10 protein-coding genes are annotated in these 16,720 nt (G+C 40.2%); 3 read left to right on the top strand and 7 right to left on the bottom strand.

The window, feature by feature from the left end; all coding sequences use genetic code 11:
- Positions 1-140 precede the first annotated feature (140 nt).
- Positions 141-1,283 (top strand): ACR3 family arsenite efflux transporter, encoded by a 1,143-nt coding sequence (gene arsB, locus IQ276_RS00320; protein ID WP_193923740.1) that lies wholly within the window; start codon positions 141-143, stop codon positions 1,281-1,283.
- 44 nt (positions 1,284-1,327) lie between these two features.
- Here arsB and IQ276_RS00315 read toward each other — a convergent pair whose 3' ends face one another.
- Positions 1,328-1,729, bottom strand: coding sequence for an ArsR/SmtB family transcription factor (locus IQ276_RS00315; RefSeq protein ID WP_235115313.1), 402 nt, complete (start codon positions 1,727-1,729; stop codon positions 1,328-1,330).
- Between the two features lie 43 nt (positions 1,730-1,772).
- Between IQ276_RS00315 and IQ276_RS00310 the strand changes: the two genes are divergently transcribed.
- Positions 1,773-2,228 carry an ArsI/CadI family heavy metal resistance metalloenzyme gene (locus IQ276_RS00310; RefSeq protein ID WP_193923731.1) on the top strand — a complete coding sequence of 152 codons (456 nt, stop codon included), beginning with the start codon at positions 1,773-1,775 and terminating at the stop codon, positions 2,226-2,228.
- A gap of 46 nt (positions 2,229-2,274) precedes the next feature.
- Here the strand turns inward: IQ276_RS00310 and IQ276_RS00305 are convergent, their stop codons facing one another.
- The 3 genes from IQ276_RS00305 to IQ276_RS00295 all read right to left on the bottom strand — a co-directional run bounded on the left by IQ276_RS00305 (position 2,275) and on the right by IQ276_RS00295 (position 7,008).
- Positions 2,275-3,468: a glycosyltransferase gene (locus tag IQ276_RS00305; protein ID WP_193923729.1), complete on the bottom strand. Its 1,194-nt coding sequence runs from the start codon at positions 3,466-3,468 to the stop codon at positions 2,275-2,277.
- Positions 3,469-3,506: 38 nt separating this feature from the next.
- Entirely contained in the window at positions 3,507-4,760 is a 1,254-nt protein-coding gene (locus IQ276_RS00300; protein ID WP_235115312.1) for an O-antigen ligase family protein, read from the bottom strand.
- A gap of 181 nt (positions 4,761-4,941) precedes the next feature.
- Positions 4,942-7,008: a serine/threonine-protein kinase gene (locus IQ276_RS00295; RefSeq protein WP_193914630.1), complete on the bottom strand. Its 2,067-nt coding sequence runs from the start codon at positions 7,006-7,008 to the stop codon at positions 4,942-4,944.
- Positions 7,009-7,559: 551 nt separating this feature from the next.
- Between IQ276_RS00295 and IQ276_RS00290 the strand changes: the two genes are divergently transcribed.
- Positions 7,560-8,780 carry a peptidase gene (locus tag IQ276_RS00290; RefSeq protein ID WP_193914632.1) on the top strand — a complete coding sequence of 407 codons (1,221 nt, stop codon included), beginning with the start codon at positions 7,560-7,562 and terminating at the stop codon, positions 8,778-8,780.
- Between the two features lie 230 nt (positions 8,781-9,010).
- Here IQ276_RS00290 and IQ276_RS00285 read toward each other — a convergent pair whose 3' ends face one another.
- From IQ276_RS00285 to IQ276_RS00275, 3 genes are all read right to left on the bottom strand, one after another.
- Entirely contained in the window at positions 9,011-9,682 is a 672-nt protein-coding gene (locus tag IQ276_RS00285; RefSeq protein ID WP_193914634.1) for a PEP-CTERM sorting domain-containing protein, read from the bottom strand.
- Between the two features lie 106 nt (positions 9,683-9,788).
- Positions 9,789-14,387: a CARDB domain-containing protein gene (locus IQ276_RS00280; protein WP_193914636.1), complete on the bottom strand. Its 4,599-nt coding sequence runs from the start codon at positions 14,385-14,387 to the stop codon at positions 9,789-9,791.
- A 497-nt stretch (positions 14,388-14,884) separates the two neighbouring features.
- A complete protein-coding gene (locus IQ276_RS00275; protein WP_193914637.1) occupies positions 14,885-16,720 on the bottom strand; it encodes an ABC transporter ATP-binding protein in 1,836 nt (611 codons plus the stop codon).

Below are 16,720 nucleotides of genomic sequence, written 5' to 3'. Positions count from 1 at the left end.
GGCATTGGGAAGAGGCAGAGGGGCAGGGGGCAGGGCGCAAGGGGGAGAATGAAAAATTAGCTCTTTCTCCCCTGCTCCCTGCTCCCTCATCTCCCCACTTCGCACTCCCCAGCCCTCAATAATATTTTAGGCTTACATCAATGAGTACAAATCCGCAGGCGAATAAAGCCCCAGCACAAGCAGGGAGTAATCTGAGTTTTTTTGAAAAATACCTGACGGTTTGGGTGTTTTTGTGCATTTTGGCAGGAATTACACTGGGAAGATTATTTCCTGGGGTGGCGGCGGGGCTGGATGCGTTGAGTATCTATCAAGTTTCAATTCCCATTGCAGTGTGTCTGTTTTTTATGATGTACCCCATCATGGTAAAAATTGACTTTACCCAAGCTGCAAATGCTATGCGTACCCCAAAGCCAGTTATTCTCACCTTGGTGGTGAATTGGTTGATTAAACCATTTACGATGGTGGCATTTTCCCAGTTTTTCTTGGGTTGGTTATTTCGGCCGCTAATTACAGGTAGTGAATTAATTCGGGGTAGTGAAGTAGCGATCGCCAATTCCTACATTGCTGGTACGATTTTACTGGGAATTGCTCCTTGTACTGCAATGGTGCTGCTGTGGGGTTATCTTTCCTATGGCAATCAGGGACACACTTTGGTGATGGTGGCGGTTAATTCTTTGACGATGCTGTTTTTGTATGCACCTTTAGGCAGGTGGTTACTGGCGGCAAATGATTTAACAGTACCCTGGCAAACGATTGTTTTGTCGGTGCTGATTTATGTCGGATTGCCTTTAATAGCTGGAATGTACAGCCGTTATTGGATTTTCAGATACAAAGGTAGAGAGTGGTTTGAACGCAGATTTTTAAAGTATCTCAGTCCAATTGCTATTAGTGCCTTGCTGATTACTTTAATTTTGCTGTTTGCTTTTAAAGGTGAATTGATTGTTAGCAATCCTTTGCACATCTTGTTAATTGCCGTGCCACTATTTATCCAAACTAATTTTATTTTCTTGATTAGTTATGTGGCAGCCTTAAAGCTAAATATAGCTTATGAGGATGCCGCGCCCGCAGCATTAATTGGAGCCAGCAATCATTTTGAAGTGGCGATCGCCACAGCAGTAATGCTATTTGGCTTAAATTCTGGTGCCGCACTGGCCACAGTGGTAGGCGTTTTAATCGAAGTGCCAGTAATGTTGATGCTGGTTGAGGTTTGTAAGCGAACGGCCGCATGGTTCCCAAGGGAGCCAGAAAAGGCAACATTGCCAGATCCACGGTGTAATTTGTAATTCGTAATTCGTAATTCGTAATTAGGAATCTTTCAGAAATATGTTTATTGGGTTTTTTGAGGTAGCGCTAAAGCGTTTCGCAAAGCTTCAATCCGTTCAGCAACCACCCGATAGTAAATCCATGTGCCGCGTCGTTCTTTTTCTAACAAACCTGCTTCGTACAGCACCTTCAGATGATGGCTGACAGTGGGTTGGGATAATCCCAAAGGTTCTGTTAACTCACAAACACAGGCTTCACCCGCTGGTTGATTGGCAATCAGACTCAGCAATTGCAACCGTGCTGGTTCTCCTAAGGCTCGAAAAATCGCTGCTGTTTGGGCTGCTTCCTCAGGCTTGATGCAGCATGACAACAGTGGTGTACAACAAGTGGAAATTTGTTTAGGAAAGTTCATATTGTTATATTGACATTCATCAATATATTCTGGCAAGATATTGATATAAGTCAATATTGATAGTTATCAATATTTAAAGATTACAAGGAGCAAAATTATGGCATTGCTGAAAACTCATATAGCTTTGAATGTTACTGACATTGAAAAGTCTGTGGCATTTTATCGGGCAATGTTTGGCGTGGAACCATTGAAATATAAGGATGACTACGCGAAGTTTGATATTTCCAGTCCAGCTTTAAATTTGACATTGAATCTAGCTGCTAGCATCCAGACTGGTGGTGCATTGTCTCATTTGGGTGTACAAGTTGAAAGTACAGAAGAAGTGCGATCGGCGATACAAAGGTTTACTGATGCAGGACTAGCATTGTTTACCGAAGACAACACTGATTGTTGCTACGCTTTACAAGATAAAGTTTGGGTAACAGATCCAGATGGAAACCGCTGGGAAGTGTTTGTGGTGAAGGTGGGAGATACGGCACCAGAAAAGAATTTGGTGACTACAGTTAATTCGACTGGGGTAGCCAAGGTTGTTAATAAGCCATGTTGCGCTTAGAAGAAAAGCAACTTTGAAGAAGAATTCAGCTATTCTGAATTCTTCTTCAATGCCTGTTGCCTATTGGCTGTTCCCTATTACCTACGAAGCCAAATAACTTTGCTAAACTTGCCCGAAACTGTCTAAATTCATAAGCTTCGATAGTTTTTCGTTGCAAGTATTCTGGTTGATAAATCAATGGATTAGAGAAATCACCTTGCAGAATTTGAATTAGGTTATCGGCAATTTCTTCGACATTATCAGGGTCAACTAAACACCCCAATTTTCCCTCAGCTAATGGGTCTATAGAACCATCTTGATTACCCGCCAAAACGGCTTTACCACAAGCTAAAGCTTCTAGATAAACAATACCAAATCCTTCTCCTTTACTAGGCATCGCAAAAACGTCGCAGAGATTGTAATGATCGCACAACTCTTCATCTGGTACAAATCCTGCAATGGTAATACAATCTTGGAGATTTAAGCTATTAACTAGAGTTTTAATTCGAGGTAAATCATCACCTTTGCCTGCAAGAATAAAGTGAACATTAGGTATGTGCGATCGCACTTTAACTAAACCATGAATAATTTGGTCATACCCCTTATATTTTGCCATACGTCCCAGGCGGGTTACTGTCAGAATTACAGGCTGTTCATCTCTTAAATTATATCGTTTGAGTAAGTAGCTGGGTTTAGGCTTGATTTGAAATTGTTTAGCATCAAACGTATTAGGCAAAACCACAATTTTCTTGGCATCAATATTTGTTTCCGCAAGCAAGCGCTGGCGAGTATAATTACTAACGCTAATAATTTTATCTGCTTTTTGTAGTGCTAATTTTGTCAGATTGCTATCAATATCCCAAACTTCTAAACCATGAGCAACTACCCAGTAGGGAATCCCGGTTATCAGTTTGAGAACATAACAAGCAACGGCATAGTTAACATGGGTTGATATGACTATAGTAGGACGTTGAAAAATAGCAAAAATAATTATTTTGATAGCAAATAAAAGAGTTTGCAATAATCTTGGCAAATGTCCAAAATAATGAAATCTTGTTGAAGTTAGAAATTGCAAGTTTGGCTGTTGTTTTAAATTTTGTTTGTCATACTTGAGAAATACATCATAATTAGCTTCAGGATATAAATCTTGTAATGCTTTCAGCAAAAATATTGAATAAACTTGAATACCTCCCTTAAAACCAAAGATATTGGGAAATATTAAGTTAAAATGGCAGCGATTTATGGTATGTGTTTTAAGCATTGTAATTAATTTAATTTATTCACTACGTGACAAAATGATTAGATTTCAGTTCCTAGCAGCGGAGTCAGAGATTGCACTCCTGAATTTTCAGACACAACTTTCCTAGAATTGATAGCTGCTGCGATAAAATAAAATTCAATAGTTGTAAAGGTATAATCTTCAGCAAAAAAATCGGGTATTTGAGATGCTAAAAACATCATAATCGGAACGATCGCCACAGGGTTAGCATATTTAACTTTCGATGCTATTTTTACTAAAAAGTTACTAAAAATCAATAATCCAGGAACTCCTTGTTCTACTAAGACATTTAAAAATATATTATGTGCGTGAAAACCTTTAGCTCCAAAAACTTTCACTCCGATATATTCTGCAAAAACTCCTATACCTATACCAGTGACTGGTCTTTTAATGGTTTCACTAAGGGCTGCTTGCCAAAGAGCAAACCTTGACAACGCTGTTCCTACAGGACTAGGAAGTGCTATTTCAATCGGATTTGCGAAAAATAAATTAATTAATGGAAATATTTTACTATCTCCCAAACCGATTCTATATGTAGATACTGGTATAGATAAAATACAAAATAACCAGAGGCTCATAATAAAAATCATTTTTTTTAAATTAATAATTTTACATATCAATAAAATAATTATTCCAAAAATAAAAATTATCCAAGCATTTCTGCTTGCAGAAAACGCTAGGCAAATTAAAAAAAGAAATTCACTTATATATAATTCAATTTGAGAAATCTTGTTTTGTTTTTCTAGAATCAGACTTAAACATAAACCAATACCCATTATTACTCCAAACTGATTAGGATTTTGCATTATTGAACCAATCTGGGGATAAAAGCTGGGAAATTTTAATAATTCAAAAATCCAGTGATTGGGAACTAAAGCTTCTAAAAAACCAAAAATTGCAATTATTTGTAGTAAGTACAATATACAACGATAGTAAAATGTTAAAGATGATGTTTTGAGCCTTTTAAAAGTTAAGACTAGAAAAGCAAAAAATAATATAAAATAACTAGAATATTTAAGACTATAAGTAATAGCTGTAGTGGGAAATTGACTAAATAATGAAGACACCCACATCCATAAATATAATAGACCCAAGGACATCAAAATAATTTTATTTTTTTTAATAGTTTCTCTTGTGTCTTTTAAAGACAAACTAATTATACCAAAGCTCAAGGCAGGAAGTAATAAATAATGAATACCAATATTGAGTCCAGGAAATTTAAGTCGCCCTAAAAGCGAAGAAAATAGTATGAGCAGGAAAAATATATTAGTCATAATTTTTTAGTTACACATAATTTTTTGATCCCATAAATCATAGATTAAAATCCAGATTCATAGGTTGAAGCAGAGACTTTGATATTTTTCCAAGTTAAAAATTTCAATCCTCTGGAGGATATTATCACAATACAGCACCCCACGGATCTCAAGTTTGCAATTCATTTGTTCTCAGCAATTTTTAGTGAATTGTTTGCCAAATTTTCAAAATATTTTCACCACTTCCACCGCCGGCAATAGTCTGTCCATCTGGGCTGATAGCAACGGCATAAATATATCCAGAACCCGTTTCTAAGGTGCGGATTTTTTCTCCTGTTACCGGATTCCATAGTTTGATAGTTTTGTCGCTGCTGCCACTAACTAGGGTGATATTATTTAAAGGTGGGCTTGACAAAAAGGCGAGGGAATTAATCTTATCATTATGTCCTTTTAAGGTGTGCATTAACTTTCCTGTCTCTAGATTCCATAATTTAATTGTTTTGTCATTACTGCCACTGGCAAGGGTTTTGCCATCGGGAGTAAAAGCAACTGAAAGAATCGACCCTCCATTTCCCTCTAAGGTGCGGATTAACTTTCCTGTCTCCAGATTCCACAGTTTAATTGTTTTATCCCAACTACCACTGGCGAGGGTTTTGCCATCAGGACTGAAGACTACAGATTGAACACCATTGGTATGTCCTTCGAGAGTGCGGATTAACTCTCCTGTCTCCAAATTCCAGAGTTTGATTTTCGTATCCTTACTAGCACTACCACTGGCGAGGGTTTTGCCATTAGGACTGAAACTCACCGAGGTAACTCCGTCGGTATGTCCTTCAAGAGTGCGGATTAACTTTCCTGTTTCCAAATTCCAGAGTTTGATTTTCGTGTCCGCACTTCCACTGGCGAGGGTTTTGCTATCAGGACTAAAGGCTATAGTCCAAATCCAATTGGAATGTCCTTCGAGGGTGCGGATTTCTTCTTTAGTTGCCAGATTCCATAGCTTGATTGTCTTGTCGTCACTAGCACTACCAAGGGTTGTACCATCAGGACTGAAGGCTACGGAATTCACATCGCTGGAATGGCCTTTGAGAGATTTGGCTAGGTAAGGGACTTCCAACATGTTTTTTGGTGGGGAATTGACAGGCAGAGAAATCTGTTCAGGAAGCTGCCTGACTTCATCGGGACGAGTTTGGAAATACCAAACTCCCCCTAATCCCAACACCAAAACACTACTAGCTAACAGCAGTTGACTTTTGAGATTGTTATTTGGTTTTGGTGAAACTGGTGCCGTGTTTGCTGAAGTAGTTGTGAATGTTGGTGTAAGTATAGTTGGCGGAACTGATGACAATGCTGGTGGTAGCCTGGGTGTTAAATCAGTGATGACTTCATCAGCTGATTGGTAACGCTTTTGGATGTCCAGTTGCAACAACTTATCCAAAACTTCAGCCAACTCTAGAGACAGAGAAATCCCGTCTCTACCTGGAGTGTTCAAATATTGTCGCCACGATGCAACCCAACTATAACCCTGCTGCATCCACAGTTGAGATGGGCGAACCCCAGTCAGTAGATGAAAACAAGTTGCTCCCAAACTGAATAAATCACTGGCTGGGTAAGCTTTGCCATCTTGCATTTGTTCCAGTGCTGTGTATCCGTGTGAGCCAATGACAGTGCCAAGTTTAGTCTGCACTGTTGCTGTTAGCTGCTTGGAGGCTCCAAAATCGATTAACACTAATCGCCCGTCATGTTGACGGCGAATAATATTTTGTGGCTTGATATCCCGGTGAATCACTCCCAGTACATGAATAAACTTTAGCACCGGCAGTAAATCTAGCAAAAGTTCCCGAATCTCTATTTCGTTGTAGTTTCCCCGCGTCTCCCATTCCTTGAGCAAGTTTTGTCCATCAATAAATTGCTGCACTAAAAATAAATAGCCATTTTGCTCAAAATAAGCCAATAAAGTTGGAATTTGCGGATGTTCTGCTAATTCTTGAAGTCGGCTGGCTTCTTGTTTAAATAGTTCAACAGCCTTTGTTAGTGGCCCGGTTCCCTGAAGTTTTGGTGCAAATTGTTTGACAACACAGCATTCATTTAGTTTGTGTACATCTTCCGCTAGATAGGTTCTGCCAAATCCGCCCTCATCTGATAATACCTGAGTGGGACGATAGCGACCTCCCAGTAGGGATATCAATTCCGCTCGACAATTGTGGCAATACTTGTTTTTCTCAGGATTTAGGGGTTTTTGGCAGTCGGGATTCACACAACAGAGCATACTGGGAATCCATTTCCATATTGGGGTATATATTCATCTTAAGTCATGCAGTATAATCTCTCTTGTTAGTTAATCTCACTGAGATCCCATACAAATGGCCAATTTCCTTACCTCATCAGGTATTCAACAATTTAGATGACTTGAAAAAAGTTGTGGTTGAACAATGCCTTTTGAGCAATTAATTGGCGCCAGCTCTATATATCCATTATGTATGCATTCTCGATTTAGGAGTCCGGCAGCATTTGGCTCAGTTTGGCAAAAATATCTCGAAAAAAATCCGAAAAACAGTAATTTCAGTTTGTAGCTCAGTATATACTTAGCAACTTGAGATTTACTCTAGTAGTCTAAATTGAGGTAAGAATTCAGAATTCAGAATGGGCTGCGCCCCGCTGCGCTAACAGGAGTCAGAATTCAGAATAGTTAAAGAATCAAGATGCTAAATTTTAATTGAGTCTACATAAAATGTCACATTGATTTGATTGGGGTAAAAATAGGAAACATTAAATTTATTCCCTAAATATAAAAATGTTAGCAAAATTAGGAGCAAAATCATGCTAATAGAAAACAAAAACTATCGTCGCAAATTAAATCACATTTTAATTTGTTGCTTGAGTAGTAGTTTGTTGATAGGGAGTAATGTGCTGCCTATCAGTGCTTTAGGAAAACCTCAAAATTCTCAAGGCTTTTTAATTGCCAAATCTCCAGATGAGAGACAACCAGAAGCAGTAAAAAAAGGAATCGAGCAAATTCCTGTTTCTAGTGCGTCAGCATCTCCAAGACGGAGGCAGTCTATTGAGTCACCAATACGGCAGACTCGCCGTATATCCTCTAACACAGAAAATTCTCGGCGTTCCTCTAGTGCTGCAAATAATAGCTCTGGTTCTAGATCGTCTGCACGTAGAGCTGCTAATTCAAACGCGAGTCGTGCCAGTAATAGCTCTGGTTCTAGATCGTCTGCACGTAGAGTTGCTAATTCAAATGCGAATCGTGCTAATGCTGGCTCAGGAAGAGTTCGCAAGCCAAGTTCTAATGTAGCTGCAAACAACCAAAATCTTCAGAATTCAGGGACACCTACTTACAAAGAGATTAACTTTGTAGATGTCGCATTGGGTATTCTGGATAGAAATGACTTTCAATCTCAAGGTAGATATTTCCATTTCTATGAGTTTGAAGGTAGAGAAAATCAATTAGTCCAAATTAGACTTGTTGGCAGCAATGATACACGCAGAACGAATAACTTGAGTTTAAAACCGTTATTGTTTTTGCACGATCCTGATGATAATATTATCGTCAAAAAAGGTACTTTAGACAAAAGCAGTAGTGGCGATGATGCATTCATTTTTGCACGATTGCCTGTGAATGGCACTTACAAGATTGCAGTTACTAGCCAAGATCCCGGAGAGGTAGGGCGCTATAGTTTGGCTCTGAGGAATGATAGAGCTAGCTATACTTTAGATGAATCAGGTCAGCTCAGTGCTAATAGTTCAACCTTGAAACAAAATGGAGGAGCTTACAATGTTTCTAATTTTCAAGGTAGAAAAAATCAGCTGATAAGTATTCGTGTAGATAGTGTTGATGAAGAGTTTTCTCCTTACGTAACTTTGCTCAATTCTAAAGGGCAGGCGATCGCCATAGATCAAAACAAGGACAAAGGCGGCGTGTATACTGCTTTAATAGACCGAGCTAGGTTACCTGAGGATGATACTTACTATATTGTTGTGACTTCCAAGAATCCACAGGAACGCGGTAAATATAGATTGACTATTTTCTAAATAGGGCATTGGGAGTGCTGTTAGCTCTCTTGTCTATGAGAGGCTGCGCCCTAAGCGTAGCTATGCCGCAGGCTTTACGGGGCGTTGAGCCACTGCTGAGTGCTGAAATTAAGAAGCGCTTGTGATCTCAGAACTGTAGATGGCTGATCACAAGCGTTTTTGACACTTTTGCGCGACAATGGCTCAAAGAGAGCGATCGCTATAATTTAGCGAAAAGTATCTTTTATTTGCTAATTTGACTGAACTTTTTTGAGATATTTTCTTTTTGACATAGCTCCAAACCCCCCAGCCAAAATAGAACCAAGGGCAGTTAAAGGTTCGGGGACTGGTTGAGAATTAGCATTTGTCAGAGAAGCATTTGTTAATGACAATACCGATGAACCAGAAGTATCATCTACATCGATAATACCAATGCCAACGTTGTAGATGCCAGATGTTGCGAATGTGTAGCTAAAAGGAGAACTTCCGGTTAGGGGGATAACTGAGTTGCTAATGGTTACAAAGGCGCGATCGCTGAATAAAGTATCGTAGGTTAAAAAGGAATAATCAAAACTGATAACATCCCCAGCCAGAACATTTAAAGCTTGTTTGATACCAGAACCTTCGGTAGCATCAAGACCAAGGTCTCCTGAGTTGAGACTTAAAAAAGTTTCTAGGGAGTTAATATCAGTTGGGTCATTGCTGGAGACATTGTAGTTAGAAGTATCATCAGTGCCATCTGAGAAGGCATTTGTTAGGGTCGCTTGGCTTGGAACTGCAAAAACATCACCTGATTTGTCCCAACTGCTCAAATCCAGGCTGGCAGCAAAAGAGGGGGAGACAATGGTGAAACCGCTCAAGCTGAACAAGCTCAAGACTATAGCTTTGTGAATTCTTTGTTTGATAAAAGTTGTAGCCAACATATTAAACTCCTACGGTTAAATTAAAACAGGTTGTGTGTAAATATACGTGTAAATACAAGCCTTTGCTTTACCCTGCAAAGTCAAACTTGGAGGGTAAAGCAAAGCCCTAAAACACGAAGTTGCTGGGGCTATTGAGGGTGCCTGGATTTGTTAAGTTCACTGTGATAAAAGGTCTGAAGATGTCACCGACAGCGAGTCCATCAGTGTCAATTTGCACGCTGAAATTGCTGGTAGTAGTACCCTGTACAATTTTTACATAGCCGTCGGCTATGGCATTAGTGCCGTTGTAGCCTCCTGTGACTAGGCTATCGAGCAGTTGAGTCAAGACAATATTATCCTTGCCCACCTCAAAATCAGTAATTGTGTCCCCGCGATCGCGGATACTGGTGTAGACGAATTGGTCATTACCTTCACCACCAGTAATAGTATCTCCACCAAAACCACCCACAATAACATCATTACCTTTGCCGCCGGTGATGATATCTCTACCTTCACGAGCATCAATATAGTCACCTTTGTCTGTACCAGTGAGAGTGTCATTACCAGGTGTGCCACTGATAATTGGTACTTGCAAAGTAATAGAAGCTTGGTCATCTTCTTGAGGGTTATTGTTACCTGGCGTAGAATCAGGGTCAATTTCGCTAACAGCAATTACTTCAGCAGTGTTGATAATTGAACCTGGTGAATTCACTTGGGCTGTAATCCGCAAAGTCCGACTGAGATTATCTCTGATATTGCCTACATCCCAAATACCTGTGTTTTGATTATAGATACCCTGTTCAGGGAGTGCAGAGATAAACGAGAGACCTTTAGGCAAAATATCTTTGACTTCAATGCCAGTAGCACTTCCGGGTCCTCTATTGGTGAGTGTCAGGGTAAATATTACTTGGTCTCCAATACCAGGATTGAGATTATTGGCAGATTGGGTTAATTGTAAGTCAGCAGCAGCAGGAATTATGGAGTTGACAACTTTTGTATCAATCAGTTCATTATTGATGGGATTAGGATCAGTTTTAGTACTGGTGACGATAGTTGTACTAATTAAGTCACCAGCCACAAAAGGATTGACAGTAATATTCACTGTAGCTGTCTGACCACTTTTGATTGTGCCGAAGTTTGCAGTTAGTATCTGATTAAAAGAGTTAAAGGAAGCAAAACCCTGACTAAGAGTTCGACTAATAAAATTGACACCTGATGGGAGATTCTCTGTAAGAACTACTCCTGTAGCATCATTGGGGCCATTGTTAGTCACAGTTAAAGTATATATATACCGTTGTCCCAGGTTTACAGAGTCTTCATTGTCGGTTCTGATAACTGAAAGGTCTGAAGATTCAGGAAGAAGGGCTTCAACAGTAGTAGTTAAAATTTCGACATCATTAGTCGCATCTGGATCGAAAGTTTGACTACTTACCGTAGCAGTAGCGGTAATCGTCCCTGGTGTTTTTGGTGCGGTGACAGTAATCTCAAATGTCTGACTTGCACCTTGGGCTAAATTGCCCAAATCAAAAGTTAGCGTATTACCAGTTTGTTGTGAAGGTGTAGCTGTAGCAGAAACAAAGGTCGCTCCTTCTGGTAATGTCTCAACCAAGGTTACGTTTTTGGCATCAGCTAAACCATTATTAGTGACTGTGACTGTGTAAGTGAGATTATTACCAGCAACTACCGAACTTAAATTAGCTGTTTGAGTTACCGACAAATCTGCTTTTTCAGTAATTCTGACTTGACCTGGAGAATAACTAAAGGCAGGAGGATTATTTTCATCCATGACCATTCCATAGATGAAATAGTCACCTGTAGCAACACCTTCAGTATTCCAGAGGAAGCTACCTACTCCATCATTTTCTACTAAACCATCAACAATTTGTATGCCATCAAATCCTTGATTGTCAGTGTCATAGAACAGTTGAATTTCAGCATTGGAGTCGGCATCAAAAGCTTTGTAATTGATAGTTACAACTCCTCCACTCACATCTGTTGCAGGAGATGTGATTTCAATACTAGGTAAGAAAGAATCTGTGGCAGCAGTGTACTTGACTGCTCCTAAGCCAGTTTCATCAACAACTTTGATATCCCAAATACCAGGTTGAGGATTAAAAACAACTACAACTTTAGTTGTTGAGTCTGAAAGTTCTTCAACAACAGCAATATTGTTGGCAGCAAAATCAGCTTCATTAATAATAGTGCCGTCTGGTAGTTCAACTTGAACTGCTACATCGCCATTAACCGGATTTTCCCAATCAGCACCAAGGAAAATCCATTCCGTATCTGGAGCGATCGCAAAACTACCTACAGGCGGGATATTTTTTGAACCAATACGTTCTACCGTGCCATCAAAGTATACTTTAAATCCCAGAACTGCATTGATTTCAAATCCTAACTTCTGAATGCTTAAAGTTCCCCACCCGGCGGCAAAATCGTTGGCTAAAACACCGTCATTGCTGAAATCAAGTAAAAAATTTCCACTAGCAATTTGTGCCCCTCCAAAGAGGGGAATAAAATTAGGAATACTAACACTAGCATTACCAGACATGTTGATATTAAAGCTAGAATTAACTTTAAAACCACTATTGGTTTGAATTAATCCATCTAGAATTGAAAAGTCACCTTTAGTCTCATAAAATTTTTCGTTCCAATTGAGTGTAGAAGTTCCACTTGCTTTGGCAATTATTTCGTCAAGAAGAACTATTGTGCTGGTTCCACTGAGTTCTTCAGAGTTAACTTTACCATCTATATCAAGTCGAATTAGCCGGAGGTCTTCCTTTTTAATATCAACCCCCAAAAGAGGAATACTAAGTTCCAAATCAAATTGTGGACCAAGAGTTGCACCAACACCACCAGCAAACTCTATTGGATCAGAATCTGATGGTGCTAAGTTTTCTACACTTCCTGCTATTTTCTGGAAGAAGACTAAAGGGAAATTAGGAATTGGTACATTTAGCTGATCTACATCTATGGAAACTTTATTAAGTTCTAGTGGTGGTATAGGAAGTTTGAACCCTAGTTCAATGCCAGCTTCAGCCGAACTTCCTGGAGGTATCTTAGCTTTAAAAGGAAACTCTATTTTAGTGCTTCCTCCAACCTCCTTCTCTTTGGTATCAATATTCAGCTTGAGTTCTTTTAAACCCCATCCTTTTCCAAGTTTTATGTCAGTCTCAACAGCAAGAGAACCTTTTATATCTGCTTTGCCACCTTGAATCTCGATAGAGTTATCACCTGATAAATCAGCTGTGATTTCTCCTATTTTCTCAGTCTTCGTAAAATCGTCAATAACTAATTTGCCTTGAATTTTTATTTTATCTTCTGGTGCTACATATTCTATAGCAAAATCTGAAAATTCTTTAATCGGCAAAAACTTAAAGAGATTAAAATCTTCAAAATTAGGCAAGGATAATTTTACACTTTGACCAAATGTTACATTATTTTGGCTAATTAATAGTGCGTCAGAGCCACTGAAAATGAATTCGGGAAATCCTATCTCTTCTAATAACTTAAACTTGGCACCAAGAGCAAGTCCATTGCGATTGATAGTTAAACCACTAAAATCAACATCTAAACCGCCAAGGGTATATTCATTTGCTAAATTCCCAGTTTCTTCAAATGATGATGATATTCCACTACTGACATCAATCTCAAACTTACCTTGAAACAGAGGATCAGTTTTTACACTCCCTGCACCAATTAGAGAAAAGATAGTTCCGTCAACACTAATCTTTTTATCTGTGTACTCGACACGCCCTTCAATCCTTAGCATTCGAGTAATTCCGTCTTTTCTGCCGATATAGATAGTTCCTTGACCATCGCAGTCACCATCGTCATCGGTATCCTCGAATTCGCCATCAACTAACTCAAGTACGAAAGGATCGGGATCTGGACAAGAATCGGTAGTTACAGTGTAGAACCAAGCTGTTCCTTGATTATTGGTAGCTATTAATACTTCTAATACATCAGAATTACCTTTAGGAATCTTAACTTCTCCACTTCTACTACCCCCAACAAATCCTGTGTTGAGTAGCTCTTTCCCTTCGTAACGGATAATAAATTGGTCGGGGATAGAATAGTGTTCGTAAGAAAATTTAGCTACACCACCGTTTTTTGACTCTAACTTAACTGTTTGTTGACTTCCTTCAAAACCGCCACTGTCGGAAACTGTTGCTTGCTCAATTTGAACAACTTGACCACCTATCGTCACAGTGGCAGTATCATCGACAGTCTTCCAATGCTGTAGTTGTTCTTGGCTTAAGACTTGTCCCTGAACTAAAGCTGAAAAAATAGCTCCTTCATCTCCTGGTGCATCGCTACTATTCAACACAGCATCCACACGATGACCGTATTCTTCTAGCAGTAGTGATGCGATCGCTTCTGGGTTCGTTTGATTGAGGCTCAGAAATTCCCCAGAAAGATAAATCCGGTTAGTAGCACCAGCATAAGCTCCCTTCGCCCCATTAATCTCTGTCCCTGAGACAATCTCAATTTGGGAAAAGTTGCTCACATCACCAGCTAGCCAAGCTGTCTGTAAAGGTTCTGTTACTATACCTTCTCCAAATGCCAGCGCCATGTTCTGACTAAATCCCGTATCACTGGCAAAGACTCGCAATCGCTCTTGCACTAGAAGGAAGGCTTGTTCTAGAGTCCCGAAAATTTCTAGGTTGAGACTCAAAGTTGATTCTACAAGTACGCCGTTGTTGAGGATGCGAGTTTTACTCATGTGTATAAGTCTTTTTGTGATTAACGGGTGAGGATAGTCGAAGAAAATTGCCGAGGAGGCTATGGCTGATGCTTCTAGTCCCTTCGGATACTGAGGTTAGGTTGTTTTTTCAATCACCTACCATTTTTAAGAAGACACTGTTTTGCTCTCCGACTGATAGCAAGAATTTTTCTTCAAGCACCTTTCGGAAAGTTTTCAGTTCACCTTGCCATTTCTAAATTAATTACTGTAGGCGGTGTAACCCTTAACTCTAGTAATTGCTTATTTAAAGTATTTTTACTTAAATTTAAATATCATACTTTTGGTAGATGTAGGTAAATTTCTCACCTTGTTCATCAAATATTCATAATTTTCAGTAAATTTACGACTAAAGTTTTAAACACTACAGAAAGAATAATAAAATACCTTCAAAAACTGATGGAATAAAAGGTGTTGCTGATTGAGAGTATGAATTTAGCTTACGCAGAGGCGCAGAGAGTAAGAGTTGAGAACTATCTTCATCTCCCATTACCCAGTACTGAGTCAACAGATTGCAAAGTATACATGCCGGCGTATCGTCTACCTAACCGCAGCAATTGGTTGTGGGTACCTTGTTCTAAAATCTGACCGTCTTCGATGTAAAAAATTACATCGGCTTGTTCGATCGCTCTGAGGTTATGAGAAACTACAAAAGTGGTGCATTTTTCAGTTAAGCGATCGAGTGCTTCGTTGACGGCGCGTTCGTTTTCGTTGTCTAAGCCAGTGGTCGGCTCATCTAAAATGACGTAGGCAGCTTGACGAATGGCAGCACGAGCAATGGCAATTCTCTGCCGTTGTCCTCCGGAAAGTGTCGCCCCTCTTTCACCTAAAATTGTCTCGTAGCCTTCAGGTAGCGCCATGATAAAATCGTGGGCATTTGCCAGACGCGCAGCTTGTTCAATTGCTTGGTCAGAAGCCCCCAAACAACCGTAGGCTATGTTATCTCTGACGCTGGCAGCAAATAAAATTGTATCTTGTAGCACCACACTAATTTGCTGGCGGATAGATTGCAGCTTGTATTGCCGCAGGTCGTGACCATCAATTAAAATTCGCCCTGACAATGGGTCATAAAGGCGTAACAGCAAACTTACTAAGGTGGACTTGCCGCCACCGGATGGCCCCACCAAAGCAACCCGTTGACCAGGCTGCACTTCAAAACTGATGTTGTGTAAGATTCTGTTTGTCGGTTCGTAGGCAAAGCTGACATTTTCAAAACGCACACTTCCCCGCAAAGGTGGTGCGTCCATTGCTCCCCGCGCATCGCGGATGTCGGGTACGGTATCTAGCACATCTAGGATGCGTTCGCCGGAGGCGGTAGCTTTAGCGATTTGTCCGGTATATTTGGCAAGTTGGCGCATCGGCTTAAAGGCAATGCGGAGATAGTTGACAAATACGAGCAAATCTCCTGGTGTGATTGCTTGCCTCAATACCAGCTGCACACCCCGCCATAACACCAAAGCTGTGGCAACGCCTACTAGCAGTTCTACTATCCGTTCTAATCCGGCTGCTAGTTTTTGCGCTTTGGCACTTTCTTTTAAACTTTGGCGGTTCTGGCTGGAAAAACTATTCTCCAGGATATGTTGTAGGGACAGTGCTTGGACAACTTTGATTGCCCCGATGGATTCCGCTGCTGTTGCTGCCATAGCACCTTCGCGTTGACGTTGCGATCGCACTACCTGTCTAATGCGTTTTGTCAACCGTATGGTGAAAAAAACAAACAAGGGAAATACACCGACCGCTATCAGTGCTAGTTCCCAATGCAGCCAGAACATCACGAAAATCATCCCGAATAAGGTGAGGGAATGGGCAATCAAGGGTAATACTGCCATCACCGTCACCTCGCGCAGTCGTTCAATGTCGGAGGTAACGCGGGTAATTAAATCGCCGGTCTTGGCTTTGTGGTGAAATGACAGCGAGAGGTTTTGCAGATGACTGTAAAGTTCAGAGCGAATTTCAGTCAACACATTGCTAGCTGCCAGCGCCATACCCACTACACTAAAGTAAGCAGCAGTAGCGCGAAGTAAAGCGATCGCTACTAACCCTAATGTTAAAACTGTTAATAGGCCAAACTGTCCCAGTCCTGATAAGAAAGGAATTTCCCAAGACTGAGGCCGAAAACCAGGCACAAGCATGTAATCAAAAATAAACTTTAGCGGCCAAGGTTCGAGCAAATGTAAGAAAATCTCAGCCATCAGTGCCGCAAAAGAAACAATCAGCAGCGTCTTTTGTTTGCTTAATTGCGGTGAAAATCGCCGCAAAATCCGGACAATTCCTGGTAAAGCCGCCCTCAGACTCTTGGTATCTTTAGCCGGCAT

Origin of the sequence: Desmonostoc muscorum LEGE 12446 (assembly GCF_015207005.2) — a bacterium.
Taxonomy (GTDB): domain Bacteria; phylum Cyanobacteriota; class Cyanobacteriia; order Cyanobacteriales; family Nostocaceae; genus Nostoc; species Nostoc muscorum.
Note: the sequence above shows the minus strand (reverse complement) of the source record. Positions and strands in the feature narration are given on the sequence as shown.